This is a genomic window from Gordonia metallireducens (assembly GCF_021245825.1).
Classification (GTDB): domain Bacteria; phylum Actinomycetota; class Actinomycetes; order Mycobacteriales; family Mycobacteriaceae; genus Gordonia; species Gordonia namibiensis.
Window position 1 is genome coordinate 43,415 of record NZ_JAJQJP010000024.1, and the last position, 26,540, is coordinate 69,954.

Annotated in this window: 28 protein-coding genes, 1 tRNA gene, 1 other RNA gene and 1 pseudogene; 13 read left to right on the plus strand and 18 right to left on the minus strand. The window is 68.3% G+C overall.

What is annotated here, in order from left to right; translation table 11 throughout:
* Positions 1–13 precede the first annotated feature (13 nt).
* Positions 14–2,842: a pyruvate dehydrogenase (acetyl-transferring), homodimeric type gene (gene aceE / locus LQD00_RS08110; protein WP_406566984.1), complete on the minus strand. Its 2,829-nt coding sequence runs from the start codon at positions 2,840–2,842 to the stop codon at positions 14–16.
* Between the two features lie 210 nt (positions 2,843–3,052).
* Between aceE and LQD00_RS08115 the strand changes: the two genes are divergently transcribed.
* From LQD00_RS08115 to LQD00_RS08125, 3 genes are all read left to right on the plus strand, one after another.
* A complete protein-coding gene (locus LQD00_RS08115) occupies positions 3,053–3,673 on the plus strand; it encodes a hypothetical protein (protein ID WP_119032715.1) in 621 nt (206 codons plus the stop codon).
* Positions 3,674–3,847: 174 nt separating this feature from the next.
* Positions 3,848–4,276, plus strand: coding sequence for a DUF3052 domain-containing protein (locus LQD00_RS08120; RefSeq protein ID WP_119032714.1), 429 nt, complete (start codon positions 3,848–3,850; stop codon positions 4,274–4,276).
* On the plus strand, positions 4,273–4,755 hold the full coding sequence (locus LQD00_RS08125; protein WP_232716657.1) for a peroxiredoxin: 483 nt from the start codon (positions 4,273–4,275) through the stop codon (positions 4,753–4,755). Before LQD00_RS08120 ends, LQD00_RS08125 begins: the two co-directional genes overlap by 4 nt.
* Positions 4,756–4,847: 92 nt before the next feature.
* On the opposite strand, the gene LQD00_RS08130 is transcribed toward LQD00_RS08125, so the two are convergent.
* From LQD00_RS08130 to LQD00_RS08160, 7 genes are all read right to left on the minus strand, one after another.
* Complete coding sequence (locus LQD00_RS08130; RefSeq protein ID WP_232716658.1) at positions 4,848–5,045, minus strand: CsbD family protein; 198 nt, start codon at positions 5,043–5,045, stop codon at positions 4,848–4,850.
* A gap of 32 nt (positions 5,046–5,077) precedes the next feature.
* Positions 5,078–5,626: a hypothetical protein gene (locus LQD00_RS08135; protein ID WP_232716659.1), complete on the minus strand. Its 549-nt coding sequence runs from the start codon at positions 5,624–5,626 to the stop codon at positions 5,078–5,080.
* On the minus strand, positions 5,623–6,207 hold the full coding sequence (locus LQD00_RS22835) for an Asp23/Gls24 family envelope stress response protein (RefSeq protein ID WP_232716660.1): 585 nt from the start codon (positions 6,205–6,207) through the stop codon (positions 5,623–5,625). Before LQD00_RS22835 ends, LQD00_RS08135 begins: the two co-directional genes overlap by 4 nt.
* Positions 6,204–6,653, minus strand: a complete 450-nt coding sequence (locus LQD00_RS08145) for an Asp23/Gls24 family envelope stress response protein (RefSeq protein WP_232716661.1) — start codon at positions 6,651–6,653, stop codon at positions 6,204–6,206. Before LQD00_RS08145 ends, LQD00_RS22835 begins: the two co-directional genes overlap by 4 nt.
* Positions 6,646–6,825: a DUF2273 domain-containing protein gene (locus tag LQD00_RS08150; RefSeq protein ID WP_232716662.1), complete on the minus strand. Its 180-nt coding sequence runs from the start codon at positions 6,823–6,825 to the stop codon at positions 6,646–6,648. The genes LQD00_RS08145 and LQD00_RS08150 overlap by 8 nt, the downstream gene beginning before the upstream one ends.
* The gene (locus LQD00_RS08155) at positions 6,822–7,073 is read right to left on the minus strand and encodes an Asp23/Gls24 family envelope stress response protein (protein ID WP_232716701.1); all 252 of its coding nucleotides are present in this window, start codon (positions 7,071–7,073) and stop codon (positions 6,822–6,824) included. The genes LQD00_RS08150 and LQD00_RS08155 overlap by 4 nt, the downstream gene beginning before the upstream one ends.
* Before the next feature lie 92 nt (positions 7,074–7,165).
* Complete coding sequence (locus tag LQD00_RS08160; protein WP_232716663.1) at positions 7,166–7,675, minus strand: Asp23/Gls24 family envelope stress response protein; 510 nt, start codon at positions 7,673–7,675, stop codon at positions 7,166–7,168.
* A 116-nt stretch (positions 7,676–7,791) separates the two neighbouring features.
* Between LQD00_RS08160 and LQD00_RS08165 the strand changes: the two are divergent.
* Both LQD00_RS08165 and LQD00_RS08170 read left to right on the plus strand, forming a co-directional pair.
* Positions 7,792–8,429, plus strand: a pseudogene (locus LQD00_RS08165) (RNA polymerase sigma factor).
* Positions 8,422–8,874, plus strand: coding sequence for a hypothetical protein (locus tag LQD00_RS08170; protein WP_232716664.1), 453 nt, complete (start codon positions 8,422–8,424; stop codon positions 8,872–8,874). Before LQD00_RS08165 ends, LQD00_RS08170 begins: the two are co-directional and overlap by 8 nt.
* A 57-nt stretch (positions 8,875–8,931) precedes the next feature.
* Here the strand turns inward: LQD00_RS08170 and LQD00_RS08175 are convergent.
* From LQD00_RS08175 to LQD00_RS08195, 5 genes are all read right to left on the minus strand, one after another.
* A tRNA-Val gene (locus LQD00_RS08175) sits at positions 8,932–9,006 on the minus strand.
* A gap of 286 nt (positions 9,007–9,292) precedes the next feature.
* The gene (locus tag LQD00_RS08180; RefSeq protein ID WP_232716702.1) at positions 9,293–10,000 is read right to left on the minus strand and encodes a CPBP family intramembrane glutamic endopeptidase; all 708 of its coding nucleotides are present in this window, start codon (positions 9,998–10,000) and stop codon (positions 9,293–9,295) included.
* Between the two features lie 40 nt (positions 10,001–10,040).
* Positions 10,041–11,117: an NAD(P)H-binding protein gene (locus tag LQD00_RS08185; protein WP_232716665.1), complete on the minus strand. Its 1,077-nt coding sequence runs from the start codon at positions 11,115–11,117 to the stop codon at positions 10,041–10,043.
* A 54-nt stretch (positions 11,118–11,171) separates the two neighbouring features.
* A complete protein-coding gene (locus tag LQD00_RS08190) occupies positions 11,172–12,155 on the minus strand; it encodes a helix-turn-helix transcriptional regulator (RefSeq protein ID WP_232716666.1) in 984 nt (327 codons plus the stop codon).
* Positions 12,156–12,236: 81 nt separating this feature from the next.
* Positions 12,237–13,796, minus strand: a complete 1,560-nt coding sequence (locus LQD00_RS08195; protein WP_232716667.1) for a serine/threonine-protein kinase — start codon at positions 13,794–13,796, stop codon at positions 12,237–12,239.
* Positions 13,797–13,920: 124 nt separating this feature from the next.
* Between LQD00_RS08195 and LQD00_RS08200 the strand changes: the two genes are divergently transcribed.
* Positions 13,921–14,745, plus strand: a complete 825-nt coding sequence (locus LQD00_RS08200) for a maleylpyruvate isomerase family mycothiol-dependent enzyme (RefSeq protein WP_232716668.1) — start codon at positions 13,921–13,923, stop codon at positions 14,743–14,745.
* 250 nt (positions 14,746–14,995) lie between these two features.
* Here the strand turns inward: LQD00_RS08200 and LQD00_RS08205 are convergent, their stop codons facing one another.
* On the minus strand, positions 14,996–17,026 hold the full coding sequence (locus LQD00_RS08205) for a protein kinase domain-containing protein (protein WP_232716669.1): 2,031 nt from the start codon (positions 17,024–17,026) through the stop codon (positions 14,996–14,998).
* Positions 17,027–17,130: 104 nt separating this feature from the next.
* Complete coding sequence (locus tag LQD00_RS08210; protein ID WP_232716670.1) at positions 17,131–17,958, minus strand: spermidine synthase; 828 nt, start codon at positions 17,956–17,958, stop codon at positions 17,131–17,133.
* Positions 17,959–17,998: 40 nt separating this feature from the next.
* Between LQD00_RS08210 and LQD00_RS08215 the strand changes: the two genes are divergently transcribed.
* Positions 17,999–18,976 carry a cobalamin biosynthesis protein gene (locus LQD00_RS08215; RefSeq protein WP_232716671.1) on the plus strand — a complete coding sequence of 326 codons (978 nt, stop codon included), beginning with the start codon at positions 17,999–18,001 and terminating at the stop codon, positions 18,974–18,976.
* Here LQD00_RS08215 and LQD00_RS08220 read toward each other — a convergent pair.
* The gene (locus LQD00_RS08220; RefSeq protein WP_232716672.1) at positions 18,954–20,006 is read right to left on the minus strand and encodes an SURF1 family cytochrome oxidase biogenesis protein; all 1,053 of its coding nucleotides are present in this window, start codon (positions 20,004–20,006) and stop codon (positions 18,954–18,956) included. The two genes, LQD00_RS08215 and LQD00_RS08220, sit on opposite strands and share 23 nt — an antisense overlap.
* A 36-nt stretch (positions 20,007–20,042) precedes the next feature.
* Between LQD00_RS08220 and LQD00_RS08225 the strand changes: the two genes are divergently transcribed.
* On the plus strand, positions 20,043–21,047 hold the full coding sequence (locus LQD00_RS08225) for a zinc-binding metallopeptidase family protein (protein WP_232716673.1): 1,005 nt from the start codon (positions 20,043–20,045) through the stop codon (positions 21,045–21,047).
* Positions 21,048–21,074: 27 nt separating this feature from the next.
* Here LQD00_RS08225 and LQD00_RS08230 read toward each other — a convergent pair whose 3' ends face one another.
* Both LQD00_RS08230 and LQD00_RS08235 read right to left on the minus strand, forming a co-directional pair.
* Positions 21,075–21,554, minus strand: coding sequence for a low molecular weight protein-tyrosine-phosphatase (locus LQD00_RS08230; RefSeq protein WP_232716674.1), 480 nt, complete (start codon positions 21,552–21,554; stop codon positions 21,075–21,077).
* A 53-nt stretch (positions 21,555–21,607) separates the two neighbouring features.
* On the minus strand, positions 21,608–22,294 hold the full coding sequence (locus LQD00_RS08235) for an HAD hydrolase-like protein (RefSeq protein WP_232716675.1): 687 nt from the start codon (positions 22,292–22,294) through the stop codon (positions 21,608–21,610).
* A gap of 30 nt (positions 22,295–22,324) precedes the next feature.
* Here LQD00_RS08235 and cobC point away from each other — a divergent pair, with 30 nt between their 5' ends.
* The 5 genes from cobC to rnpB all read left to right on the plus strand — a co-directional run bounded on the left by cobC (position 22,325) and on the right by rnpB (position 26,495).
* Positions 22,325–23,419 carry an Rv2231c family pyridoxal phosphate-dependent protein CobC gene (cobC, locus tag LQD00_RS08240; RefSeq protein ID WP_232716676.1) on the plus strand — a complete coding sequence of 365 codons (1,095 nt, stop codon included), beginning with the start codon at positions 22,325–22,327 and terminating at the stop codon, positions 23,417–23,419.
* Entirely contained in the window at positions 23,397–24,536 is a 1,140-nt protein-coding gene (locus LQD00_RS08245; RefSeq protein ID WP_232716677.1) for a Nif3-like dinuclear metal center hexameric protein, read from the plus strand. Before cobC ends, LQD00_RS08245 begins: the two co-directional genes overlap by 23 nt.
* A 102-nt stretch (positions 24,537–24,638) precedes the next feature.
* Positions 24,639–25,376, plus strand: a complete 738-nt coding sequence (locus LQD00_RS08250; RefSeq protein ID WP_232716678.1) for a zinc ribbon domain-containing protein — start codon at positions 24,639–24,641, stop codon at positions 25,374–25,376.
* Between the two features lie 5 nt (positions 25,377–25,381).
* The gene (locus tag LQD00_RS08255; RefSeq protein WP_232716679.1) at positions 25,382–26,032 is read left to right on the plus strand and encodes a histidine phosphatase family protein; all 651 of its coding nucleotides are present in this window, start codon (positions 25,382–25,384) and stop codon (positions 26,030–26,032) included.
* A 47-nt stretch (positions 26,033–26,079) separates the two neighbouring features.
* Positions 26,080–26,495: RNase P RNA component class A (gene rnpB, locus LQD00_RS08260), an RNA gene on the plus strand.
* Positions 26,496–26,540 lie beyond the last annotated feature (45 nt).

Below are 26,540 nucleotides of genomic sequence, written 5' to 3' on the forward strand. Positions count from 1 at the left end.
GTTCGGTGTCGGACTAGGCCACGCCGGGATCGCCGGTCTGCTCCGGAGCGGCAGCGACGTCGTCGATCTTGTACTTGTCCGCGGCCTGCTTGGCCACCGACATGTCGATGTGACCGTCGCGGGCGAGTGCGACCAGCACCGCGACCGCGATCGACTCGGCGTCGACGTTGAAGAAGCGGCGTGCCGCCGGCCGGGTGTCGGAGAAACCGAATCCGTCGGTGCCCAGCGTCAGGTACGTGCCGGGCAGGTAGGCGCGGATCTGCTCCTGGACGCCGCGCATGTAGTCGCTGACGCCGACGAACGGTCCGGCCGCGTCGGCCATCAGCTCGGTCAGGTAGGCGGGCGCGGGCTCGCTACCCGGATCGCGCAGTGCCTGCCGGTCGGCCCGGATACCGTCGCGGGCCAGCTCGCTCCACGACGTCACCGAGTACACGTTGGCGCCGACGTTCCACTCCTCGGCGAGCAGCTCGGACGCACGCAGCGCGTCGGGCATCGTGATGCCGGAGACCAAGATGTTGGCCGGGTACTCCTTGTTCTCCGGTGCCTTCTGGAACAGGTATCCGCCCTTGACGATGCCCTCGTGGTCGGCGCCCTCGGGCTTCGCCGGCTGGCTGATCGGCTCGTTGTAGACGGTGATGTAGTAGAAGACGTTCTCCGGGTCCTCGCCGTACATGCGCGTCAGGCCGTCGTCGACGATGTGGCCGAGTTCGTAGGCGAACGCCGGGTCGTAGGCGACGACGGCCGGGTTGGTGGCGGCGAGCAGCGGCGAGTGGCCGTCCGCATGCTGCAGACCCTCACCGGTGAGCGTCGTACGTCCGGCGGTGGCGCCGATGACGAAGCCGCGCGCCATCTGGTCGGCGGCCGCCCAGAAGCTGTCGCCGGTGCGCTGGAAGCCGAACATCGAATAGAAGATGTACAGCGGGATCATCGGCTCGTCGTGCGTCGAATACGACGTGCCGACGGCGGCGAAACTGGCTGCCGAGCCGGCCTCGTTGATGCCCTCGTGCAGGATCTGGCCCTCGGAGCTCTCCTTGTAGGCGAGCATCAGCTCGGCGTCGACCGAGGTGTAGAGCTGTCCGTTGCGGTTGTAGATCTTCAGGGTCGGGAACCACGAGTCCATACCGAAGGTGCGGGCCTCGTCGGGGATGATCGGCACGATGCGCTTGCCGATCTCCTTGTCGCGCAACAGATCCTTGAAGACGCGGACCAGTGCCATGGTGGTCGCGACCTGCTGCTTGCCCGAACCCTTCGCGGTGGCCTTCAGCGCCGAGGAGGTGTCGGCCTTGAGCACCTTGGACTCGGTGCGCCGGCTCGGCAGGAAGCCGCCGAGGGTCTTGCGGCGGTCCAGCATGTACTGGAGCTCCGGAGAATCCTTGCCGGGGTGGTAGTACGGCGGCAGGTACGGATCCTTCTCGAGCTGCTCGTCGCTGATCGGGATGCGCGTGCTGTCGCGGAAGGCCTTGAGGTCGTCGAGCGTCAGCTTCTTCATCTGGTGGGTCGCGTTGCGGCCCTCGAAGTGCTTGCCGAGCGTGTAGCCCTTGATCGTGTGCGCCAGGATGACCGTCGGCTGGCCCTTGTGGGTCATCGCGGCGGCGTAGGCGGCGTGGATCTTGCGGTAGTCGTGGCCACCGCGCTTGAGGTTCCAGATCTCGGCGTCGGAGAGGTCTTTGACGAGTTCCTTGGTCCGCGGGTCGCGGTTGAAGAAGTGTTCGCGGACGAACGCGCCGTCGTTGGCCTTGTAGGTCTGGTAGTCGCCGTCGGGCGTCGTGTTCATCAGGTTGACCAGGGCGCCGTCACGGTCGGCGTGCAGCAGTGCATCCCACTCGCGGCCCCAGATGACCTTGATGACATTCCAGCCGGCACCGCGGAAGAACGACTCCAGCTCCTGGATGATCTTGCCGTTGCCGCGCACCGGACCGTCGAGGCGCTGCAGGTTGCAGTTGATGACGAAGGTCAGGTTGTCGAGGCCCTCGGTGGCCGCGAAGCTGGCGAAGCCGCGCGATTCCGGCTCGTCCATCTCGCCGTCGCCGAGGAACGCCCACACGTGCTGGTCGGAGGTGTCCTTGATGCCGCGGTCGTGCAGGTAGTGGTTGAAGCGCGCCTGGTAGATCGCGTTCATCGGGCCGAGGCCCATCGACACGGTCGGGAACTCCCAGAAGTCGGGCATCAGGCGCGGGTGCGGGTACGACGGCAGTCCGCCGCCCTCGCCGGCGTGGCTGTGCTCCTGACGGAACCCGTCCATGCGGGCCTCGTCGATGCGGCCCTCGAGGTAGGCGCGGGCGTAGATGCCGGGGGAGGCGTGGCCCTGGATGAAGATCTGGTCGCCGCCGCCGGAGTGGTTCTTGCCGCGGAAGAAGTGGTTGAAGCCGACCTCGTACAGCGACGCCGACGACGCGTACGTCGAGATGTGGCCGCCCACACCGACTCCCGGCCGCTGGGCGCGATGCACCATGATCGCGGCGTTCCAGCGGATCATCTGACGGAAGCGGCGCTCGACCTCCTCGTCACCGGGGAACCACGGTTCCGCCTCGGTGGGGATGGTGTTCACGTAGTCAGTGGAGGTGAGTGCGGGGATCGAGACCCGCTTCTCACCGGCGCGCTCGAGCAGCCGCAACATCAGGTAGCGGGCGCGGCCGGGGCCGGCGGCGTCGAGCAGGGCGTCGAACGAGTCGAGCCACTCGGCGGTCTCGTCGGGGTCGATGTCGGGCAGATAGGACGCGACGCCTTCGCGGATGACGCGGACGCGGTGTCCGCTTCGTCCGGCAGCACGTCCGTTGGAGCCCGGGCCGGCGTGCTCGCTGGGAATCGTGTCCTGCGTCGCCTGGTCCATCTGGTCGGTCACGGTGATGCCTACTCCCTCTGACAGGCCGGACTCGGGGGTGGTGGTCCGGCTGCATGGTGTACGACACCGCAACTCCTTTTGTTGTGCGGTGTCACCCCTCATCGTGCCCCATGTGAGGTGGCTTGGCACCGGGCGGATCCGGGTAGGCTGCCGCGACCGGAAAGGTGCTGTAGCTTCCTTGCAGCGTTACTGACGAGTAGGGGGAGGGCGATGCTGGGCACAGGGGAGGCCGGGCCCGGCCGCACAGGACACAGGGGTGTCCGGACGAGCGTGATCGTCGGCATGGCATTCGGGGGAATCATGTTGTCGGCGTGTACGTCCACGGTCGGGGGTACGGGTGTCGCGGCACCCGGTGAGGTGGCGATCTATCGGTCGGAGGTGTCGGCGTCGGCAGCCGCGCAGGTGCGGACCGAGGGCGTCGAACTCTGTCGGGAGTCGATGTCGTCGATGGTCGTGATGGTGCGCGGCTACAACACCTTCATCAAGCGGCTCAACACGACGCATTCGTATCCGGAGGTCGGGGATCTCGCCGACAAGGCGCGGGCGAGCCTGATCGCCGGTGCCGATCAGATCCGTCCGAAGATCACCGAGAGTGCGCCCGTCGACGTCGCGACGCCGGCGCGGACGTTCCTCGACTCGACGGCGCGGCTCGAGAACGCGATCCGCAAGGAGCAGCGCACCGAACTCAACCCGGTGTCCGGGCAGTGGACACGTGACAAGGCGCGTCTGCTCGAGGTGTGCGGTGAGTACACGCCGGTGCCGGCGGCGTCGTCGGCGACGCCCCGTTCCTCGGTCACCACCACCCCGGCGCCGACGAGCCCCGGGCGTTGAGCGATTTCCGGTGGTGCGGTCGGTGAAAAAGAAACGCCCGAAATCGAGTGACGTAGGTCGGCTTGCAATGTGAGGCTCTAGGCTGTTGCCTATGCTGACAAGCGAGTTGGCGTACACCGATGTACACAACGGCGACGGAAAGAACGTCCCATCACCCTCAGGAGGTCACGCGCGGTGGTAGCCGCCACAGACGGTACGGGCAGCAACGCCCAAAAACTGGGCTTCAAGGCCGGCTTGGTCGTGCAGGAAGTCGGCTGGGATGAGGACACGGACGACGAGCTCCGAGCCGCCATCGAGGACGCAATCGACGCCGAGATGGTCGATGAGGATGCCGACGACGTCGTCGACGTCGTCGTCCTCTGGTGGCGCGAAGGCGACGGAGACCTCGTCGACGCGCTGATGGACGCCATCGGACCGCTTGCCGAAGACGGATACGTGTGGGTGTTCTCGCCCAAGACCGGGCAACCGGGATACGTGGATCCGAGCGAGATCGCCGAGGCGGCCCCCACTGCGGGCCTCACCCAGACATCGGCGATCAGCCTGGGGGATTGGTCGGCAGCCCGACTCGTCCAGCCCAAGGCACGCTCGGGCAAGAAAGCATGAGCGATGCTCTGCCCACCGCGCCGCTGAGCGTCGGTGACCAGGCACCTGATTTCGAACTCCGGGATCAGAACAACCAGCTCGTGTCCCTGAGCGCGTTGCGTGCCGAGCGCAACGTGCTCGTAGTCTTCTTCCCGCTCGCCTTCACCGGCACCTGCCAGGGCGAGCTGGGCTACATCCGCGACCAGCAGCCACGTTTCGAGAACGACGACGTGACCACCGTGACGATCTCGGTGGGTCCCTCCCCGACGCACAAGGTCTGGTCGGCGGCACAGGGCTTCCTGTTCCCGCTGCTGTCGGACTTCTGGCCGCACGGCGAGGTCGCCAAAGCCTATGGTGTGTTCAACTCCGATCGCGGGTACGCGAACCGCGGCACCTTCCTCGTCAACCGCGAGGGCGTCATCGTCTACGCCGACATGGTCGGGCCGGGCGAGGTGCGGGAGAACAACGTCTGGGACAAAGCTCTCGGCGCTGCCGGCTGATCTCGATTCACAGCTCCCGGTCGCGCTGGGCGCGGGTGGGGCTATGACAGTGCCGGGCCGCCCGTAGGCGACCCGGCACGGTTGCTCGGGAGTCAGTTGCCGGTCAGTTTGTCCTTGATGTTCTCGGCGGCGTCCTTCACCTTCTCGGCGCCGTCCTTGACCGCGGCCGAGAGCTGGTCCCCTTTTCCCTCGTTCTTCAGCTGATCGTCACCGGTGACGTCGCCTGCCGCCTCCTTGGCCTTGCCGCCGAGGTCCTCGACCTTGTTGCTGACCTTGTCGTTCAATCCCATTTCTCTCTCCTTCTCTTTGTTGATCGGCTTCTTCACTTCTCGAAGTGGACGAACGCCTGCACATGCACGTCCGACGTTCCGAGAGCTGTGGTGATCGAATCCACCGCCGCCTCGACCGGAGCGTTGATCTCGTCGTAGGAGCGGTTGGGCCGGGCGGTGACCACGACCCGGATGATGCTGCGGGCACGATCGTCGATCGCCGTGGCGGACACCTTGTGCAAGAGGGGGTTACCCTCCAGCTCGGCGATGACCGCGGACGCGATCAACTTCGGTGCGATGGTGAGGCCGCCGGTCTCGTCGGAGTCCGGGAGTTCGATGTCGTCGACCGCTCGCGGGGCGATGTTGGTGGAGATCAACAGCAATCCCCACCCCAGCGCGACGACCGCCACCGCGACGAGCACCCACAGCCACCACGCTTGTTCGGTGGCACGCTCGATTGCGGTCTCGTCGACCCGGTCGATCCACTCGTGCACCGGGTCGATGTCCGTGCGCCAGGCGATCGCGCCGCCGCCGACAGCGATCATGGTCAGCGCGACGAGCGCCACCGACAGACGGTGTAGAGAAGCCGGTAGCCGGTTCATCGGACCTTCCTCCCGTCCCGAAATCGAAGGCGTACAACGACACGAGGTGGCGACTCGAGGACGGACACGACGTCTTCGAGTGTCGAGCCGATCAGGTCCCGGTCGGCGACCGAGGAGCGTCCCTGAACGAGGGCCTTCACCTTGCGACGGGTGACGATCGTGTCGGCGTCGTAGACGCCGGGTAGTTCGGTCACCGCCGCACTGCATCGGCGGGCCAGGTCGCTCGGGCGGGTCCACAAGCCGGGAGCGGTCAGGCGCAGATGCGATCGTTGCCGTGGCTTGACGGCGATCCAGACCAGTGCCAGTCCGACGACGAGAAGACCTGCCGCCGCCGGCCACATCCAGTCCTGCCAGCTCAGCTCGGCGATCCAGTCCGCTGCGGTGCGCGACCACTGCTGCCCGTCGAGCAGTTCGGCTTGCACCGCGATGTCGCGGATCGCGGTGACGCCCACTCCGATGAGTGCGAGTCCGAGGACGGCGCCGGCGATTGCCGCGCCGGGATGCCGTGCGGGAGTAAACGGGCGCGTCGCGGTCTCGGATTCGGCCCGATGCGATTCGGTCTGTGTGCTGGTCTGGGTCACGACGGCACCGCCCCTTCGCTCACGGGTTGTTCAGGTGGTGCGGGTAGGTCTATGAACCCGCTCTTGCGGCGTTGCACCTCGCCGCGAGGGACCAGCTGACACACGGTGACGTCCACCCGTACCGGCCTTGTGCCGGTGAGCCTTTCGACCTCGTCGATGACATGGTCGCGAGTACGGCGGCTCACGTCGGCGACCGCGCATGGCCATACGAGGGCGATGTCCAGGGAGATCCGCAGCGCGGTACCGGAGGACCGTAGTGTCGTGCGCGGAAGATCGGTGCCGAGGATCGAGCGACCGGCCGTCGAGCCGAGCAGCGAGCCGACGGTGCCCTGATGCCTTGTGGCACCGGGGATGTCGAGGACCGCGCGGGTGGCGATCCGCTCGATGACCCGGTCCTCGATCGTGAGGGTGCCGGCCGGGCCCGCGGGCGCCGTCAACTCAGCCACGTCCTCGGCTCCGCAGCAGCGCACCCAGGTCGATGGTGCCGTCGCGGTTGAGTCCGAGGACGAGTCCCAACGCACCGAGCGCGAGGGCGAGGAGGAACCCGGCGAGGCCGCCGGCGACCGCCGCGAGTGCGAGCAGTAGTCCGACGAACATCCCGATGATCGCGTTGTTCACTGTGCGTCACCTTCTTTCGGTGTTGGAGTGGGGCCGGTCGCGATGTCTTCGACAACGACGGCAAAGGTGCGTCCGGCGATGCGTTCGGCGGTGTCTCGCACAGTGGCGGCCACGGTCTGCAGATCGGAAGACATGTCGGCGACGATGTGCACCTCGCCGATGTCGGCGTCGAGCACGATCCCGGCGACGCGTCGCCCGGGCAGATAGGTGGCCACTTCGCCGAGCAACCCGCCGTGCAGTGCTGCCACCCCGGGGACGGCAAGGACCGCATCGGCGAGGTCGTCGACGGGGTCTCGTGGCCTCGAGTTCTCCGCGCGTGCCTCGGGGAGATCCCCGGTTGTCACTGGACCCGGGGGGCGTCGTCGGTCTGTTCGTCGTCGCCGAACGCGATGTCGTGGACGGTGACGTTGACCTCGGTCACCTCGAGACCGGTCATCTGCTCGATCGCGGAGATGACATTGCGGCGGATCGCGGCGGCCAACTGGTGGATGGCGACGCCGTACTTGGCGACGATCGAGACGTCGACCGCGGCCTGACGTTCCCCGACCTCGACCTCGATGCCCTGAGTGGTGCTCACCGAGGTGCCGGGCAGGACGTCGCGCACCTTGCCCACCACGCGCTCGGTGGTCCCACCCAGGTCGTGGACGCCGTCGATCTCACGTGCGGCGATCCCGGCGACCTTGGCGACGACGACGTCGGCGATCGAGGTGCGGCCGCGGTCGCCGGTGGTGTCGCGTCGGGCCAGGGCGCGGCCCGTCGCGGTGTCGGCGTCTGCGGACACCGTGGCCTCGCGTGCGTCGCCGTCGGTCGGGGCGTCCTTGGTGACCGTTCCGGTCGAGTTCGCAGCCATGTCGTTCTCCTTCGGTCGAGGTTCTCGTGAGCGGACCGCACCGATGCGCTATCGCAAAGGTTCTGTGCAATCCGTCTGTAGGGTGAGTCGGGTGGGACGGGGGGGGAGTTGCACGCATGAACTGGAGTGATTCGGCTCACAGAGAGTCGATCGACCTGGACGACCTGGGCGACGACGAGCTGGCCGGGGCGGCTGCGGTCGGGGACACCGAGGCATTCGCGGTGCTCGTTCGCCGAGTGACGCCGCCACTGGTCCGGTACCTGGGGCGAATGGTCGACGACCCGCAGACCGCGGAGGACCTCACGCAGGAAGCGCTGCTTCACGCGTGGAAGGGCCTGCCGAACTTCGCCTTCCGCAGTACTTTCCGGACCTGGGTCTTCACCATCGGACACCGGAAGGCGGCCGACCATCACCGGCGTCGCCGGGATACGCCGTTCGACGACGAGCGATTCGCCGATCTCGAGGCCGCGGGCCCGCTTCCGGTAGAGGAGGCCGAGCGGCAGGAGTTGATCGACGCGCTACGCGCCGAACTCGACCACCTGCCGTCCAATTCGAGAGCCGCCTGGTGGCTCAAGGAAGTGGAGGGCCTTACCCTCGAGGAGATAGCCCAGGTACTGCGCATCAGCACAGGATCGGTTCGCGGGCACCTGCAACGGAGCCGCAAATTCCTCCACACCGCCTGGCGCCGTGGGACCCTGGAAAAAGATCATCGACGCCGAGTTCGGACGAGCGGGAAGGAGAGGTTCATGCCTGACGCACACGACCTCACCGATGCCTGGCTCGTCGACGCCACCCGGCAACTCGCCGATCCGCCCGGCGACGTCGACAGGTTGATCTCGTCGATCTCCGCCGGACTCAGCCGAATTCGACGCCCCGCCCGCGCGTTGGCGTCGGATGGTCGACGCATCAAGATCACCGACGCGGTCGTCAAACAGATGATCGCGATCCGGACCCGGCGGCTGCTCGGACGCCTCGTCGTGTTCGCGGCCGTCGACGGCGCCGACGACACCGTCACCGGAATCCGCGTCGGGTTGATCGCGCGCTACGCCGACGACCTCATCGCCCTGTCCGACCGGGTGCGCGACATCGTCGAGGACGTCCTCCTCGAGACGATCGGACCCGAAAGCAGCGCCGAGGCGCGACGTAACATCGCGGTTCGCTGGCAGGACGTCTACACGCGGGAATGGCTGAGCAACTGAGCGTTTTACAGCTCGAAACCGCGCTGAGCGCGGGTTGGGGCCATGGATCGGCTGATGTGGTGCGCGCAAAGGGATTCGAACCCCTGACCGCTGGTGTGTAAGACCAGAGCTCTACCGCTGAGCTATACGCGCGTGCGCCGTCACGTTCGGCACCTGCGAGAACGAATCTAGCGGGTCGGCGTCGATCGCCCAAAACTGCCCTTCGATACGCCCCTCCGCAGGCTCCGGGGCTACTCAGGGAGCGAGGGGGGTACGCCCACCTGCAGGCTCCGGGGCTACTCAGGGAGCGGAGGGGGTACGCCCACCTGCAGGCTCCGGGGCTACTCAGGGAGCGAACGCGGTGACCGGCGAACCTCACTTCGACCTGCAGACTTCGGTCGACGTCTGCAGGTCGAGATGAGGTTCGCCGGTCGAGGACTCAGGCGAAGATCGGCGGGAGCGCAAGCACCATGATCGCGCCCCAGATCACGTGGGTGATCGCGGGCGCGAGGACGCCTGCGGTGCTGCGACGCAGAATCGCGCAGACGGTGCCCAGGACGGCGCCGGCGAAGCCGAGCATCACGTTGCCGCTGGCCATGGTGACCAACACGTAGATGACCGTCGACACCAGGACCGGATTGTGGGGGCGGGCCGCCGAGTAGACCGACCCGCGGAAGAACAGCTCCTCGGCGAGGCCGTTGACCACGGTGATCACGGTGACGATGGCGAGGCTGCCGTAGTCGGCGAAGGCGAGCACCTGGTTCGCCAGGTCGCTGACGCCGGGGATCATCCGGGCGATCAGACCACCGACGACGAACGCCGCACCGACCGCGAGACCGACGACGGTGCCCAGGCCGATGGCCCCGAGACGGTCCGGGGGACGCGAGGCGACCGGGCTATAGGCACCGAGCCGCAGCGGACCGGAGACAAAGGCGCCGACAATCCACACCACGGCCATGCCGACCGTCAGCGGGTAGAAGGCGGTGTCGCCGGGCTCCACGCGCAGCGAGATGCCGAGCATGACGGCCCCGATGACGAGGAAGGCACCGACCAGCCAGCGGCGTCGTACGTAGTGGGAACCCGGATCGGGATCACGATCCAGTGCTATCGAGTTGTAGAGGTCGCGAGCCAGTGCAGTCACCAGCAGTCGTCACCACCTAGGTCGGTCGTCAGCGGACACAGGTCGGTCAGGGACGGGTCGGCAGAAGAGCTCCGGCGATCTTCGCCGACACACGCAGCGTGCCACCGATCGTCCCGACGGCGCGGCGTTTGACGCGCAACCAGTCGCCGCCGGCCCACGCGGGATCGGTGTCGGCGAGATGGTGCAGGTCGTGCAGATCGCAGACGGACCGGGGATACGGGGATTCGACGGACGCGCGCACGGCGTCGCGCATCGGTGTCAGGCCACCTTCGGGTGGTGGCACCAGCTCGCGGATGCTGTGCTCCGACGCCGTCATCGAGTGGTTCAACGACGTCACGAGTTCCTCGGTGAGTGACGCCGGGACCGGCACGAACATGCCGCCGAGGCGGCCGGCGAGACGGGTGCTCACCCCGAAGACGGGGAGCCGCAACCGCGGGAAGCGGACCGCGGAGATGTACTCGTGGAGGATCGAGATGTAGCGCGCGTGGTCGGGTCCGGAGATGTCGTATTCGCCTGGCGGAAGCGATGACTCACACGCGGCGACGAGGTAGTGGATGGCGTCGCGGATGGAGATCGGGTCCATCTCGTTGGTGATCCAGTCGGGTTCGGGGATCACCGGCAGGCGGTCGGCCATGTAGCGGATGATCTCGAACGACGTCGATCCGGCGCCGATGATCACCGCCGCGCGCAACCACACGAGTTCTGGACCGTCCTCGACGACGAGCCCCTCGGCGACGTCGGCGCGGCTCTGCAGATGCGACGAGAGTTTGTCGTCGCCCGGCACGAAGCCGCCGAGGTAGATGATCCGGCCGACGCCGGCATCTCGCGCGGCCTCGGCGACGTTGCGTGCCGCGTCGCGATCGCCGTTGGCGAAGTCCGCCTGCCCAATCGCGTGGACCAGGTAGTAGATCGCGTCGACGCGACCGGCGTCGGATATGGCCTTCTTTACCGAGATCGGGTCGTCGGCGTCCATGGCCACCTTGGTGACGTCCGACGACCAGCCGAACCGGTCCAGTTTGCGGGTGTCTCTGGACGTGACCACGACCTCGTGACCCTGCCTGAGCAATGCGCATACGAGCCGGGAACCCACATACCCGGTCGCCCCCGTGATGAGTAGCCTCATGCCTTCGACCGTAGAGAATATTCGACGATCCGGTCGGAACCGCAGGTCAGCGGGTCAAGGACGAGTGGACATCGCGCGTCGATAACGTTCGGCGACCTGGTCGTGATACTCCGCGACGGCGCCCAGTTCGACACGTAATTCGTCGGGTTCGATGACGGTGAAGTCGGCGTCGAAGGCGTGCATCCAGCGTGCGATCGATGTCAGCGAGGTGCTGTAGACGGTCACCTCGCAGCTGTTCTCGTCGCCGGATTCCAGGGCGCCCCAATAGTGGTGGATCATCGGCGCGACCTCGTCGAGGGGCAGGTGGATGCGGACCCGCGCGATCGCCTGTTGCTGCAGTGCGCCGAGGCCACGGGCGACGAAGGCCGCCGCGCCGCCCTCCGGTGGCTCGCGCGGGGTGAAACGGGGACCGGTGGGGATCTTCGGTTCCATGCGGTCCACGCGGAAGGAGCGCCAGTCGTCGCGGGCGAGGTCGAAGCCCACGAGGTACCAGCGGTTCCCGTTGCGTACCAGGCGGAACGGCTCGACCTCGCGTCGACTCTCCTCGCCGTCGTTGCGCCGGTAGTCGAATCGCAGGCGTTCGTGGCGATGGCAGGCCGTCGCGACGTCGGTGAGGCGTTCGGCCGGGACCGCACTCGTCGGAGCCTCGCGCGGGACGGCCTCGATCCGCAGCGCGTCGAGACGGTGCTGGAGTCGCGAAGGCATGACCTGACGCAGTTTTGCGAGCGCCCCGGCCGAGGCCTCGGCCATGTCGGCGACCGCGCCCGTCGTCACCGCGTCGAGCCCGAGCGCGACAGCGAGAACCTCCTGATCGTCGAGGAGCAGAGGCGGCATCTCCGCGCCGGCGCCGAGCCGATACCCGCCGCGCGCACCGACATTCGCGTCGACGGGGTAACCGAGCTCGCGGAGCTTGTCGATGTCGCGCCGAACTGTGCGGGTCGTGATGTCGAGGCGTTCCGCGAGCTCTCGGCCCGACCATTCCCGCCGTGTCTGCAGCAGCGACAGCAGAGCCAGCAGCCGGGCCGAGGTTTCCAACATGCAGCCATCTTGCCGCAGGATGCGGACAGGTTCTGTCCTTGTTCGGCAGACGGTGACTTCGTCCCGGACCAGCCAGGCGAATTAGCACGGGATCTGAATGCTCGGGTCAGTGGTGTAGTCGAGCCACTTGCCGTACCCGCCGACCTGCCCCTTGAGGGTGCAGACATCCGCCTGGGTGCGCCCCGCAACGTAGTAGACCGCGTAGATTGCGCTGCCGTCGTCGTACTGCTGCCGCAGCGAAGGACAGGACTGGTCGGTCCGCAGGTAGCTGGCCCCGGGGTACTGGTTCAGATAGTTCTGCACCTCGGACTCGTAGGAGCCGGGCGCGGTCGCGTTGGCGACCACGACGATGCCGGTTCCATCGCAGGCCGGTCGTGTGATCGGTACAGACAGGCCGAGATCGCCGGCACCCCGGACGACTGGAGGGGGAGTCGGTGGCGTCGCGGTTGTCTCACGTGTCGGCGGCGGGGACGATGCGGGCTTCGAAGTTTCCGTCATCGACCTGACAGTCGGCAGTAGTGAGGTCTCAGGTGCGCTGGTGCTCGGCGCGTCGGAGTCCCTGTTGAGCAACGCCCATCCAACAACGCCGAGGCAGATCACTAGCACGGCGATGATTGCCAGTGCGATGGGAATCGCGGGCGATCGACGCCGTGACGGGGTCGGCGGCTGCCACGGCGCTGCCTGCGTCGGGTCCCACTGCGCGTGCGTACTCGCGAAGCCCTGCGGGCCGGTGACTGTCGGTGTTGCTGCTGCGCCGGCTGTGATGCCCGCCGGCGGAACAACCGTCTGAGGTGCGACAGGGACCACGGTTGGCGGGCGGCGGAGCGGATCGGCGCGAAGTGCGGAAGTTGCATCGGCCACGAGTGCACCAGCCGATGGATACCGGTGTGCGGGGTCCTTGGCCATGCCCCGGGCGATCACCTCGTCTATCGCCGAACCCATCCGCGGCGGCGAAGTGGTGAGGTGTGCGGCGATGAGGCGCTCGATGGTGGTCGCCGAAGCGAACGGGTGCGCACCGGCGAGGCATTCGAAGAGTACGCAAGCGAGTGCGTAGATGTCTGACGGTGCGCCGACCGCGCCGTCACCGAAGCGTTCGGGCGCCATGTATCCGAAGGAGCCGATGGCAGTGCCGGTACTGGTGAACCGTGTGTCCGTATCTGCTTGTGCGAGGCCGAAATCCACCAGGTAGGCGAAGTCGCGATTGTCGACGAGGATGTTGTCCGGCTTCACATCCCGGTGATACAGGCCGCTGCCGTGCGCGGCATCGAGCGCGTCGGCGATCTGGCCGACAATCTTCACCGCACGCTCTGGGGCGAGAGGGCCGTTCGCGAGGAGGAGAGCGCGCAGGTCGCGTCCGTCGACCAGTCGCATGTCGATGAACAGCCGACCGTCGATCTCGCCCCAGTCGTGGATCGGGATGACGTGAGGGTCGTTCAGCTGGGCTGCAACCCGTGATTCGCGGAGGAAACGGTCGTGGGCCACCGGGTTGTCGGCGACCGCCGGGCTGAGAAGTTTCAGGGCGACGACACGACCCTTCCGAGTGTCGGTGGCTCGGTAGACCTCGCCCATCCCGCCGCGGCCGATCAACGCGTCGATGAAGTACGGACCCAGGCGTTCGCCGGTAAGGTCGGAAGGAGCCACGCAGTACACAGTAGGGGCCGTCGAGTCTCGGTGGGGATCCTTGGCGAACCGCGATGGGACCGTCCCGCCCGATAGGGTTGGTGCGGTCCGGGTCTCGCCGGGCGCACGACGCAAGGAGCATCACATGCCGACGACCATCCTGCCGCTCGCCGAGGTCACCGAAGGCCTGATCGCCCAGTGGGCCGCGATCGCCGACGTCGCCGCCGGACTCACCGACGAGCAGTGGTCGGCGGCCTCGGTGCTGCCCGGATGGACCAACGCCGACATCGTCGCGCACATCATCGGCACCGAGAGCATGCTCGACGGCCGTGATGTGGACGCCACCCGCACGGTCAGCGCACTCGACCACGTGCGCAACCCGATCGGCGAGCTCAACGAGAAGTGGGTCGACCACTACCGTCCGACGCCGCGCGCCGAGGTCCTCGCCGCACTCGACGAAGTCGTCACGGTTCGCACCAAGGCTCTGAAGGCGATGACGCAGGAGCAGTTCGACGCCCCGTCGATGACGCCGGCGGGCGCCGACACCTACGGACGCTTCATGCGCATCCGCGTCTTCGACTGCTGGATGCACGAGATCGACCTGCGCGACGGCACCGACGGTTCCGCCGTCACCGATCCCGTCCCCGCATCGTTGGCACTGGACGAGATCAGCGCGTCACTGCCGTTCGTCGTCGGCAAGCGCGCCGACGCACCCAAGGGCAGCAAGGTGCTCTTCGACATCACCGGTCTGTCGGCGCGAACCGCTCGGATTCTCGTCGGCGACCGCGCGTCGCTGGTCGAGGAATTCGACGGCGGCGACGCGTCGGCCGATGTGCGTCTCCGGATCGACGCCGCCAACCTCGCCCGCTGCGCCGGTGGTCGCCGGGACGCCGACCCGAATGCAGTGGATATCGACGGCGACGCCGCGCTGGGGAACGCGATCCTCGATCGGATGAACTACGTGATCTGAGCGGCCTGCTGCGACGCTTGCTCGGGTGGAGTGAAAACTCGTCCCCCTCAGGGATGTCCGAGGGCACATTGCCCTCCGATGCCATTGAGGGGGACGAGTTTTTCTGCTGGGCTGCGGCCTGATCGAGCCACACCGATGTCGCGTGCGACATCGATCTGGATCGGCGAGCTCGGTTGAAGTCGTTGGGCCGGAACGACTTCGCGTGCGAATTCGATCCGGGGTGACCGATCACGGGCGGCGAGTGGGTGCGCTACTCGCCGACCGTCGCCTTCTGGATCAGGAGGTTCTGGTTCGGCGGTCCGGACTGGGCGCCGGGTTTGGCGGGGGTGAACCCGCCCGCGACGATCTTGTCCAGGACGGCGAGTCCGGACGGGTCCATGGTGCCGACGATGGAGTAGGTCAGCGGGAGGTCGGTGTCGTCGGCGAGCATGAAGAACGTCGTCGAGCCGGTGGCACCCGTGTCGTCGGGGAGGTCGAGGATGCCGACGGTGCCGCGTGGGTAGGTGACCTGCGGGATGCCGTTGTTGTCGGTGCCGGCCGACGGGAGATCCTGGGGCAGTTCGTCGGGGCTGGTCCAGCCGGGGTTGGTGCCCTCCTTGCCGCCCGACGAGCCGCAGATCAAGTACTTCGCCGACGCCCGGTGGCACTTGCTGCCGTCGTAGAACCCGGACTTGATCAGCGACACCATCGCGCCGACGTTGCACGGGGCCTCGGCCCGGTTGAGCGTCATCGTGATGGTGCCCTGAGCGGCGATCGGGATCTGGGCGTCCACGGTGCCGGTGTTCGGCTGGGTCGACGCAGGTGCCGGCTGGGTGATGCCGCCGACGACCGTGCGCGTCGGGTAGTCGCAGGCGACGGTGCCCGCAGGCATCGCCTGCTTGGAGGTGTCGGGGTCCGGCGGTTCATCCCCGCCGTTCGACAGTGCGACGACGATGCCGGTGACCGCGAGGGCGATCACCACCAGGCCCACGGCGACGGCGATCGCGATGTTGCGGCCGGTGTTCGACTTCCGTGGCGGCGGGGTCGGGGAGCCGCCCCACTGGTTGGGCCCGGAGAACGCCTGGGGTCCCGAGAACGACTGCGGACCCGAAAACCGCTGCGGTCCCGAATACGACTGCGGCCCGGAGTGGGGCGGTCCGGAATAGGGCTGCGGCCCCGACGGACCTGAGAATCCCTGCGGCCCGGAAGTTCCCGGGGGAGGGCCGTATCCACCGGCGGAGCCGGGAGAATGCTGCGGCCCGTGGACATTCGGGCCGGAGTTCAGGCCGCGGACCATCGTCGGGTCGGATGCCATGGAGCCGCCCGGCGTCGGGTGGGCACCCGGCGGTTGGTGCTGCGGCGTGGGGGATTGGGGCGGGCGGGGAGTGTGGGGCGGCGGGGTCAGGCCCGCGGGTGGGATCGGCTGGGGTACGACGGTCGGTGGTGCCTGCTCTGCCGGAGGTGTCTGAGGTTGGGTCGCCGGGCTCGATGCTCTGCCCGCCAACGCGTCGGAGGCCGCGTGGATGAGTTCGCGCGCGCTCGGGAAGCGCTGACCCGGGTCCTTGGCGAGGCCGCGCGCGATCACCGGGTCGAGCGGGCCGCCCGTCTGCGGTGGCGGCTTGGTGATGTGCGCGGTCATCAGGCCCTGATCGGTCTTCGCCGGGAACGGGGTCTGGCCGGTGACGCATTCGTACAGCACGCAGGCGAGGGCATAGTTGTCCGAAGCCGGGCCGGCCGGCTCGTCGCCGAAACGCTCCGGCGCCATGTAGGCCAGTGTGCCGAGCGCGGTTCCCACCTGTGTCAGGCGACTGTCGGTGGTGCCCTGCGCGATTCCGAAGTCCACGAGGTAGGCGAAGTCGTCGGAATCGACGAGGATGTTGTCTGGTTTGATGTCACGGTGGACGAGGCCGTCGCGGTGCGCGGCGTCGAGCGCTGCGGCGACCTGGCCCAGGATGCGGACGGCTCGATCCGGCGGGAGGGGACCGGAACCGAGCACCTTGCGCAGATCCTGACCGTCGACGAGGCGCATGTCGATGAACAGGACGCCGTCCTTCTCGCCCCAGTCGTGGATCGGGATGACGTGCGGATCGGACAGTTTCGCCGCGGTCTTCGACTCGCGCTCGAACCGTTCGCGGAAATCCTTGTCGTGCACCAGATGCGGCGGGAGAACCTTCAGGGCGACGCGTCGTTCCTTGACGGTGTCGTAGGCCTCGTACACCTCCCCCATGCCGCCGCGACCGAGAAGTCTGTCGATGCGGTACGGGCCCAGTGTGGTGCCCGCTCTCGACGATGGATCGGTCACGTCATCCTCGGTTCTACGATCGTCAGATCTCGGCCGGCGGTCGAAACCACCCTAACGACTGGCGAGAGACTTCGTACATCGACCGGACGCGCGACCGTCGGTAATCACGGCCGCTCCGATGCGACGTCGGCGTCCGTGAGACCCGGGCCGCGGGCGAAGTCGCGGGCCTTGGCGCCCGAGAGGATCTGTGCAGGTAGGGGATCGCTGAGCAGGGTGCGGACGAGGGTTGCCGACGCGTCGAGCGGGGCGTCGCTGCCGACGATGACGATGTTGCCGGTGCGACGGCCCTTGAACATCGCGGCGTCGGCGATGAGCAGGAGGTGGTCGAAGACCGATGCGACGGTGGCGGCCTCGGCCCGCGCTCCCGCGAGATCCCGGCTGTCACCGCAGTTGGCGAGGTACAGCCCGCCCGGCACGAGCACGTCGCGCACGGCGGTGGTGAACTCGCGGGTCGTCAGATGTGCGGGCGTGCGGTCGCCGGCGAAGGCGTCGCGGACGATCACCTCGCGTGTGCCCGGCTGCAGCGAGCTCACGACCTCGCGCGCGTCGCCGACCCGGATTCGCAGCTTGGGGGCACGGGGTAGGTCGAACCACTCGCGCACGAGGCGGGCCAGCTCGCCGTCGACCTCGACCGCCACCTGCCGCGCGTCGGGGTACTGGTGGTCGAGGTAGCGGGCGAGTGCGCAGGCCGCCCCGCCGAGATGGAGGACGCGCAACCGGTCCGAGGTGGGGTGGCGTTCGGCGATGACGGCGGCCATCTGGCGCAGGTACTCGAAGTCGAGCACGGTCGGGTCGTCGGGGTCGATGTGCGAACTGTGCGCACCGTTGACCGTCAGCAACCAGCCGCCGGCGATGGTGTCGCGCGCGAGTTCGGCGACACCGGTGTCGATGACGTGCCGACCCGGGGTCGGTTCCGCGGTTGACCTGGCCACGGGTCGAGTCTGGCACGAGCACGGTCGATACCATCGCGCGGTGCCCCTGACCCGTGAGCAGCGCAACCGACCCGCACGACGAGCCCTGTCGACCGCAGCCGGGCTCGTCGCGGGCTTCCTCCTCGACGAGGCACTGGGCGACCCGTCGACGGGGCATCCGGTCGCCGGTTTCGGTCGGCTGACGTCGGCGCTCGAACGTCGCATGTACCGCGATTCGCGGACCGCCGGTGCCGGCCTGGTCGCGGTGGCCGCGGGCGGCGTCGTGGTCGCGGGAGCCGCTGCGACGGCTGGGCGTCGGGCACCGGCCCTGGTGACGCTGACCGCTGCCTCGACCTGGATCGCGCTGGGCGGGACCTCGCTGTGCCGGGTGGGCGATGCGGTCGCCGACGCCCTCGAAGCCGACGACATCGACGCGGCGCGCGCCTTGATCCCGAGCCTCTGCGGCCGGGACCCGGAGTCGCTCGACGAGGCCGGGATCTGTCGGGCGGCGCTCGAGTCGATCGCCGAGAACACCTCGGATGCGACCGTCGGACCTTTGTTCTGGGGAGCGGTCGCCGGTGTACCCGGAATCCTCGGCTACCGCGCGGTCAACACCCTCGACGCGATGGTCGGGTACCGCAACGAGCGCTATCGCGACTTCGGCTGGGCGGCCGCGCGGCTCGACGACATCGCCAACATCCTCCCGGCTCGACTCGCGGGCGCGTTGATCGTGCTGGTGTCCGGGTCGCCCCGAGGTGCCGCCGAAGCCTGGCGACGTGACAGTCACGCGCATCCGAGCCCGAATGCCGGGGTCGTCGAAGCTGCGTTCGCCGGAGCCCTGGGGGTGCAGCTCGGGGGTCGGACCGTCTACCCGCACGGCGTCGAACAACGGCCGACGCTGGGTTCCGGGCCGGCGCCGAAACCTGCCGATCTACGCGCTGCGGTCCACTTGTCGCGGCGGGTTCAACGGGCGACCCTGGCCGCGGGCGTGGCGGGGTGCCTGATCCGGTTCGGGATCAGCCGCCGTAGCGCCGGCTGAGCTTGTCCCGTACGTCGTCGTCCTGCCTGCGGGGGTCGGGCGTCGCGTCGCGGACATCGCCGACCGTGTCCTCGGCGACGGGACCGTGCCCGATGCGTCCGACGTTGTGGACCACCGTGGTGCCGCTCGCGGCGCGCAGTTCCTCGCGCATCTGCCGACGACGTTCGGCGCGGGAGGCGGCGGTACCCGGCTGTGTGGTCGATCCGGTATCCGCGGCATGGGTCGCGGTATCTGCGTCGACGACTTCACCGGTCCCGGCGGTGGCCTCCGCTGCGGGAGCGGACCGTGCGGCGGCAGCGCGCCGGCGTGAACGGATCTCGGCGACCAGGAAGTACAGGACGCCGAGCGGCGCCATGATCCCGAAGGCGAGCCACTGCAGCCCGTACGAGAGGTAGGGGCCGGTGTCGAGCTGGGGGAGCGGGATCTCTCCCAGGGAGCCCGGTTGGTCCGGGGACAACTGCAGGTAGAAGTCGTCCATCGACGTACCGGTCGCAGTCCCGACCAGCCCCGGGTTGATCGACGGGACCGTGAGCACACCGTTGTCGGAGAGCGAGCCGCGGTCGGCGCTGACGCTTTCCGCCGCGCGTATCCGTCCGTCGATGGTCTGCTCACCGGCCGGCGGCGCCGGGACGTCGGGGACCCCGCCCTCCACAGGTCGGACGAAACCGCGATTGATCAGGAGCACGCGATCGGAACCGGTCACCGCGAACGGCGTCAGGACGACCACGGCGGGGCGTTCCTGGATGTTGCGCAGCCGCACCAGGGCCTGCTGGTCCGGCAGGTAGCGGCCGGTCACCTCGACCTCGCGCCACTCGGTCGACGGGTCGAAGGTCGACGAGGGCGCCACCTCGGCCAGCGGCGCGGTCTCGAGCGACGTCGCGGTACGGATCAGATCGTTGCGGCGTTCGGTGTCGGAGTTCTTCCCCAGCTGCCACGGCGCGAGGAGGGTGAAGCAGGCCACGGCGAACGCCACGACGACGACGCCGAGGGCAATCCACCCGGGACGCAGGATCGTTCGCAGCACGTGCACGATGCCCAGGTTACTCAGCGCATGTAGCGTGATCGAATGCGAGACTTCATCTGTTTGAACTGCGGCCAGCGTCTCTCCTTCGAAAACAGTCTCTGTCTGAACTGCAAGAGCCCACTCGGGTTCTGGCTCGAGTCCCGCTCCATCCAAACCCTCGACGACACGGGGCGCGCCGAGGTCGACGGCGTCCTCCTCGAGCGATGTGCCGACACCAAGGTCGCCCAATGCAACTGGCTGGTGAAGTGGACGGGTAACCCCGAGCTCTGCCGGTCGTGCGAGCTGACGCGCACCCGTCCCGGCGACGACGATCCCGAGGCGCTGGTGGTGTTCGGCCAGGCCGAGACCGCCAAGCGACGTCTGGTTCTCGAACTCACCGAGCTCGGGTTGCCGATCGAGAATCGTGACGAGAATCCCACCACGGGTCTCGCCTTCGACCTGCTCTCCAGTGCCCAACAGAACGTCATCACCGGCCACGCCAACGGAGTCATCACCCTCGATCTCGCCGAGGGAGACGACGTCCATCGTGAGCAGATGCGCGTCGAACTCGACGAGCCGTACCGGACTGTCCTCGGACACTTTCGGCACGAGGTCGGCCACTACTACCAGCTCGTCCTGATCACCGACGACCGTCGGCCGGGGTTCGAGGAACTGTTCGGCAACCCCGACGACGACTATCAGGCCGCGCTCGACCGGCATTACAAGGAAGGTGCGCCGGAGGGGTGGCGGAAGAACTTCGTCTCCTCCTACGCCACGATGCACCCGGCGGAGGACTTCGCCGAGACCTTCGCGCACTACCTGCACATCCGCGACACCCTCGACACCGCCGCCGCCTTCGCGATGGCGCCCTCGGGTACGACGCTGGAGGGAGTCCCGCCGGGCGACGTGGGCTTCGACCGCATCATCGATGAGTGGCTGCCGCTGACCTGGGCGCTCAATCAGATCAACCGGTCGATGGGTCACCCGGACCTCTACCCGTTCGTGCTCCCGGCGCCGGTGCTGGAGAAGATCCGCTTCGTGCACAACCTGGTGGCACCGGTCGGCTGAGACCGGTCGGTCGGCTGGGCGTGGTCGTCAGGCCACGCCCAGCTGAATCCGCACCCAGTCGATCAGGCCGGGGACCGCGCTCTCGATCTGTTCGCGGGTCGCCACGAAGTCGTCGGTGCTGCCGTAATACGGGTCGAGCAGGGCGAGATCATCGGCGGGTGCCGACGGGTCGAACGACCGCAACAGTCGCGTCCGGTCGCCGAGCCGCTTCCGCTCGAGCTCCCGGACGTGGCCGTCGTCCATCGCCAGGAAGAGATCGGCGTCGAAGTGTTCGGGTCCGAGCAGCGCCGCCACGTGGGCGTCGGAGTAGCCGTGAGCGAGCAGTTCGGTGCGGGCGCGGTTGTCGGCCGGTTCACCGACGTGATAACCGGTGATACCGCAACTGCTGACGCGCACCTTGCCACCCAGGCCCGCGTCGTCCAAAGCGGTCCGGAAGATGTTCTGCGCCATCGGCGACCGGCAGATGTTGCCCGTGCACACGAAACAGATGTGTAGTTCTTCAACCACTGGTGTCTACCTCAACTCGACGCGCCGACGCGCTCGGTGATCGAGGGCGTCGGTCACACACCCAGGACGTCGCGCAATTCGGCTGTGGACTCAACCGCCCAAGCGGCGTCCTGTTCCTCCCCGTGCAGAGAGTAACCCCATCTGACCAGGATCGCTGAGATGCCGAAGGCCGCAGCGCCGTGCACATCGTGACTGCGATCGCCGATCATCACGACCGGCGCGGTGACGTGGCCGGTGTCGGCGTCGACGGGCAGCCCCAGCTCGGCGACCGCGTGGGCGATGACGTCGGCCTTGTGGCGACGCGTGCCGTCGTCGCTGGCGCCGGCGATGTACTTGAAGTGGTCGGTGAGACCGAAGTGCTCGAGGATCTTGTGTGCGGTGGTCTGGTTCTTCGACGTCGCGACCGCCATCGTGCGCCCCGACGCGGACAGATCGGCTAGGACGTCGGGCATCCCGTCGTAGACCGCGTTCTCCCGCCAGCCGATCTCGGTGTAGCGCTCCCGGTAGGCGCGCATCGCCGCTTCCGCGACCTCTGGGGCGAGCCCCAGACCGTTGAGGGTGTCGATCATCGGCGGTCCGACGATGCCCGCGACGACCTGCGGGTCGGGCTCGGGCGCGTCTACGGCGGCGAGGGCGTGACGGAAGCTGTTGGCGATACCCGCGAAGCTGTCGGTGATCGTGCCGTCGAGGTCGAAGAGCAGCACAGTGTCGGGATGGCGGGGATCTGGCGGCGTCAACACGCGTCCATCGTGCACGTAAGGTCAATAGACATGACAGCTGGGTCTGGCGTCGCATCTCCATCCGACCTCTCCGATCCGGATCGGCACGGCGATCAGGACGCGGCACCCGGTCTCGTGGATTTCGCCGTCAATGTCCGTGGCACGCCACCGCCGTTCGTCCTCGACGCCATCACGCGCGGTCTCGGCGACCTGGCCCGGTACCCCGGCCTCGACGACGAGCGGCGCGCGGTCGAGGCGATCGCCGCCACCCACGGGCGCGCACCTGGCGACGTACTGCTGTTGTCCGGCGCGGCCGACGGTTTCGAGATGCTCCCGCGACTCGGCGTGCGCCATGCCGCGCTCATCCAGCCGTCCTTCACCGAACCGGAGATCGCCCTGCGCGCCGCGGGAGTGCCCATCACCCAGGTGACCCTCGACGAGCCGTGGCGGCTGTCCGGGGCGCAGGTGCCCGACACCGCCGACCTGGTGATCCTGGGCAACCCCACCAACCCGACGTCGGTGCTGCATCCGCGGGAGTCGATCGACGCGCTGCGGCGTCCGGGACGCCTCATCGTGGTCGATGAGGCCTTTGCCGATCTCACCCGTGGCGTAGACGGTGGACTCGAGCCGCAGTCGCTGGCATCGGCCAACTGGCCGGACCTCATCGTGATCCGCAGTGTGACAAAGACTTTCGGACTCGCCGGGCTCCGAGCCGGATATCTTCTCGCGGCGCCGGAGATCCTCGCACGACTGCGTGCGGGGCGTCGTCCCTGGGCGCTGTCGACACCCGCGTTGGCCGCCCTGACCGCCTGCCTCGGCGACGAGGGACACCGCTACTGCGCCGAGCAGGCCCGGCGGGTTGCGGCCGAGCGCGCCGAGATGGTCGACGAACTCACGCGGATCGGACTCGTCGTCGTGGCGGAGCCGGCCGCGCCGTTCGTCCTCGTCGAGGTGCCGCGGGCCACCGAGGTCAAGCAACGCCTCGTCGACCGCGGGTTCGCGGTGCGCAGCTGTGCCAACTTCGTCGGACTCGGCGACGGCCATCTGCGGTTGGCGGCACGTCCGGTTGATCAGGTCCGCGCACTGACCGCGGCGATCGAGCAGGTACGAGAGGAGATGAGGGATGGGAACCGAGTCGACGTCTGAGCGGGTCACCGTCGGGGAGGTGGTCGACGCCGTCGAGCGTGCGTATCCACCGGCGCTCGCCGAGTCCTGGGACGCCGTGGGGCTCGTGTGCGGCGACCGTTCCGAACCGGTGCATCGGGTCCTGGCGTGCGTCGACGTGACCGATGCCGTCGTCGAGGCGGCCGTCGCCGAGAAGGCGGATCTGGTGATCGCCCATCATCCGCTGCTGATGCGGGGCGTCACGTCGGTGGCCGCGGACACCCCGAAGGGGCGCATCGTGCACCGCCTGATCCGCAACGGCATCGCGCTGTTGTCGGCCCACACCAACGCCGACAGTGCGCGACCGGGTGTGTCCGACGCCCTCGCCGACCTGCTCGGCGTCGTCAACACCGTGCCCATCGAACCGAAATCCGCTGCACCGCTCGACAAATGGGTGGTCATGGTCCCCGAGGGCAACGTCGAACAGGTCAGTGAGGCGATGTTCGCCGCCGGTGCCGGTGCGATCGGCGACTACCGCGACTGCTCCTGGACGGTGGTGGGCACCGGCCAGTTCGAGGCCCAGGAAGACGCATCGCCGACGATCGGGGAGATCGGCACCCGCACCCACGTCGACGAGGCGCGGGTGGAGATGGTCGCCGACCGGTCCATCCGCGGGTCCGTGCTCCGGGCACTGCGCAACGCGCATCCGTACGAGGAACCGGCATTCGACGTCTTCGAGCTCGCCGACCTCGGCAGTGACCTGGGTCTGGGTCGGGTCGGATCGTTGCCGGAGCCGATGACGCTGCGGGACTTCACCGGGCTCGTCGCCCGTGCGCTGGGCGCGCCGTCGGGAATCCGGGCGGCCGGCGATCCGGATGCGCTGGTGCGCACGGTCGCGGTCTGCGGTGGAGCGGGCGATTCGCTGCTCGGGCGCGTGCGCGGGCTCGGCGTCGACGTCTATGTGACCGGCGACCTCCGTCACCATCCCGCCGACGAGAGTCTGCGCGACGGTGGACCGGCACTCGTCGACGCCGGCCACTGGGCCACCGAGTTCCCCTGGTGCGCCCAGGTTGCGGAGCTGGTCCGCACCGAATGGGACGTGCCGGTGGTGGTGTACGACACGCCCACCGACCCGTTCGTACTGCACAGCTTCGGATGACGCCCGCAGGACCGCATTATTAAACGCCATCCGCCCGCCGGGACGCCGGGACCAGCCGCGTACGGTAGGGGGACTTCAGAACTTCAGAGAGAGGAGGCCGCAATGAAAGTCGACGCCGGAGTGCAGCGTCTGTTGCTCGATCTCGCGGACTCCGATGCCGAGATCAACCGACTCGAGCATCGCCGCAAGAACTTGCCCGAGAACGCCGAGATCGCCGAGCAGGAGAAGGCGATCGACGCTGCCCGTGACGATCTGGTGCGCGCGGAGATCTCCGCCGAGGACCTGGGGCGCGAATACCGCCGCATCGAGTCCGAGGTGACCGGGATGGCCAACCGCGAGGCCAAGGACTCCAAGCAACTGGCGGCCGGCGGGCTGGCGCCCAAGGCATTGTCGGAGCTGCAGCACGAACTCGCCGGACTCGGACGCCGTCGCGCGGCCTTCGAGGAGGAGATGCTGACCCTCATGGAGCAGCAGGAGGCCGTCGAATCGGAGCGCGACCGCGCCGCCGCGACGATCTCACACCTCGAGGAGAAGATCGCCGACACCCGGGTCCGCCGGGACCAGTCCCTCGCGAGCATCGAAGAGGACCTCACGCGCGCCCACGAGAAGCGGGACACGCTCGCCGCGGAGATCGACGCCGACCTGCTGGCCGTCTACGACAAGCAACGCGCCAACGGTCGCATCGGCGCAGGACTCCTGCGCGCACGGCGTTGCGGCGCCTGCCGGATGGAACTCGACCGCGGCACCATCGCCTCGATCAGCGCGGCACTGTCCGACGAGGTCATCCGCTGCGAGGAATGCGGCGCCATCCTCGTGCGGACCGCCGAATCGGGGATCTGACCACTGTGGGCGAGAAGTCCCCGTCCTGGCAGGGGCAACGGAGTTCGCCGACCCGGTTCATCCTGCTGCGCCACGGCCAGACGGCGCTGTCGGTGGATCGTCGGTACTCCGGTCGCGGCAATCCCGAGCTGACCGCGGAGGGTCTGCGCCAGGCCCGCGCGGCGGCCCAACGGGTCGGGCGCGAGGAGGGCATCTCGGCCATCGTGACCTCGCCGCTGAGCCGCGCCCGCGCCACCGCCGACGAGGTCGCCGCGGTCACCGGGGTCGACGTCGTCGAGCATCCCGGACTCATCGAGAACGACTTCGGCGAGTGGGAGGGCCTCACCTTCGTCGAAGCGTCCGAACGGCATCCGGAGATCCACCGTGAATGGCTGTCGGATATCACCGTGCCCGCCCCGGGCGGCGAGAGCTTCGCTCAGGTAGCCGAGCGTGTGGCGGAAACGAAAGACGATCTGCTGCAACGGTATCCGGGGCAGACGGTCGTGCTCGTATCGCACGTCACGCCGATCAAGCTGATGCTGCGAGAGGCGCTGGGCGTCGGGCCGGAACTGTTGTTCCGTCTCCACCTCGACCTCGCGTCGGTGTCGATCGCCGAGTTCTTCCCCGACGGCGGTTCCGTCGTGCGTCTGGTCAACGACGCCGCGCACTGGCACTGACGGCTGCACGTCGGATTCCGACCCTGCCGTATCCTGGGTTCCGCGAACGAGTCGGCCGGGCGGCCGCGGTGAGCGGAACGGGCGGAAGACCGTCACGCCGCGCACCGAGGAAAGTCCGGACTCCACAGAGCAGGGTGGTTGCTAACGGCAACCCGGGGTGACCCGCGGGACAGTGCCACAGAGAACAGACCGCCGGCCGCGAGGCCGGTAAGGGTGAAACGGTGCGGTAAGAGCGCACCAGCGGCGCGGGTGACCGCGTCGGCTCGGTAAACCCCACCCGGAGCAAGGCCGAAGCACGCACCTCGCGGTGCGTGTGCGCGGGCGTTACGAGGGCTGCTCGCCCCAGCCCGCGGGTGGGCCGCTCGAGGTACCCGGCGACGGTGTGCCCAGATGGATGGTCGCCGCCCGCGACGGTCGAGAGACCACGCGGGTACAGGATCCGGCTTACGTGCCGACTCGTTCGCCCTCGGCCCGCGCGCTCCGGCTCGCACGCGCGCTCCGGCTCGCA

Bases quoted from the DNA above. Each gene is read 5' to 3' on its own strand.
- LQD00_RS08115 (WP_119032715.1), top strand. From the start codon at position 3,053: ATGCTGGGCACAGGGGAGGCCGGGCCCGGCCGCACAGGACACAGGGGT.
- LQD00_RS08125 (WP_232716657.1), top strand. From the start codon at position 4,273: ATGAGCGATGCTCTGCCCACCGCGCCGCTGAGCGTCGGTGACCAGGCA.
- LQD00_RS08130 (WP_232716658.1), bottom strand. From the start codon at position 5,045: ATGGGATTGAACGACAAGGTCAGCAACAAGGTCGAGGACCTCGGCGGC.
- LQD00_RS08135 (WP_232716659.1), bottom strand. From the start codon at position 5,626: ATGAACCGGCTACCGGCTTCTCTACACCGTCTGTCGGTGGCGCTCGTC.
- LQD00_RS08160 (WP_232716663.1), bottom strand. From the start codon at position 7,675: ATGGCTGCGAACTCGACCGGAACGGTCACCAAGGACGCCCCGACCGAC.
- LQD00_RS08170 (WP_232716664.1), top strand. From the start codon at position 8,422: ATGCCTGACGCACACGACCTCACCGATGCCTGGCTCGTCGACGCCACC.
- LQD00_RS08185 (WP_232716665.1), bottom strand. From the start codon at position 11,117: ATGAGGCTACTCATCACGGGGGCGACCGGGTATGTGGGTTCCCGGCTC.
- LQD00_RS08190 (WP_232716666.1), bottom strand. From the start codon at position 12,155: ATGTTGGAAACCTCGGCCCGGCTGCTGGCTCTGCTGTCGCTGCTGCAG.
- LQD00_RS08200 (WP_232716668.1), top strand. From the start codon at position 13,921: ATGCCGACGACCATCCTGCCGCTCGCCGAGGTCACCGAAGGCCTGATC.
- LQD00_RS08225 (WP_232716673.1), top strand. From the start codon at position 20,043: ATGCGAGACTTCATCTGTTTGAACTGCGGCCAGCGTCTCTCCTTCGAA.
- cobC (WP_232716676.1), top strand. From the start codon at position 22,325: ATGACAGCTGGGTCTGGCGTCGCATCTCCATCCGACCTCTCCGATCCG.
- LQD00_RS08245 (WP_232716677.1), top strand. From the start codon at position 23,397: ATGGGAACCGAGTCGACGTCTGAGCGGGTCACCGTCGGGGAGGTGGTC.
- LQD00_RS08250 (WP_232716678.1), top strand. From the start codon at position 24,639: ATGAAAGTCGACGCCGGAGTGCAGCGTCTGTTGCTCGATCTCGCGGAC.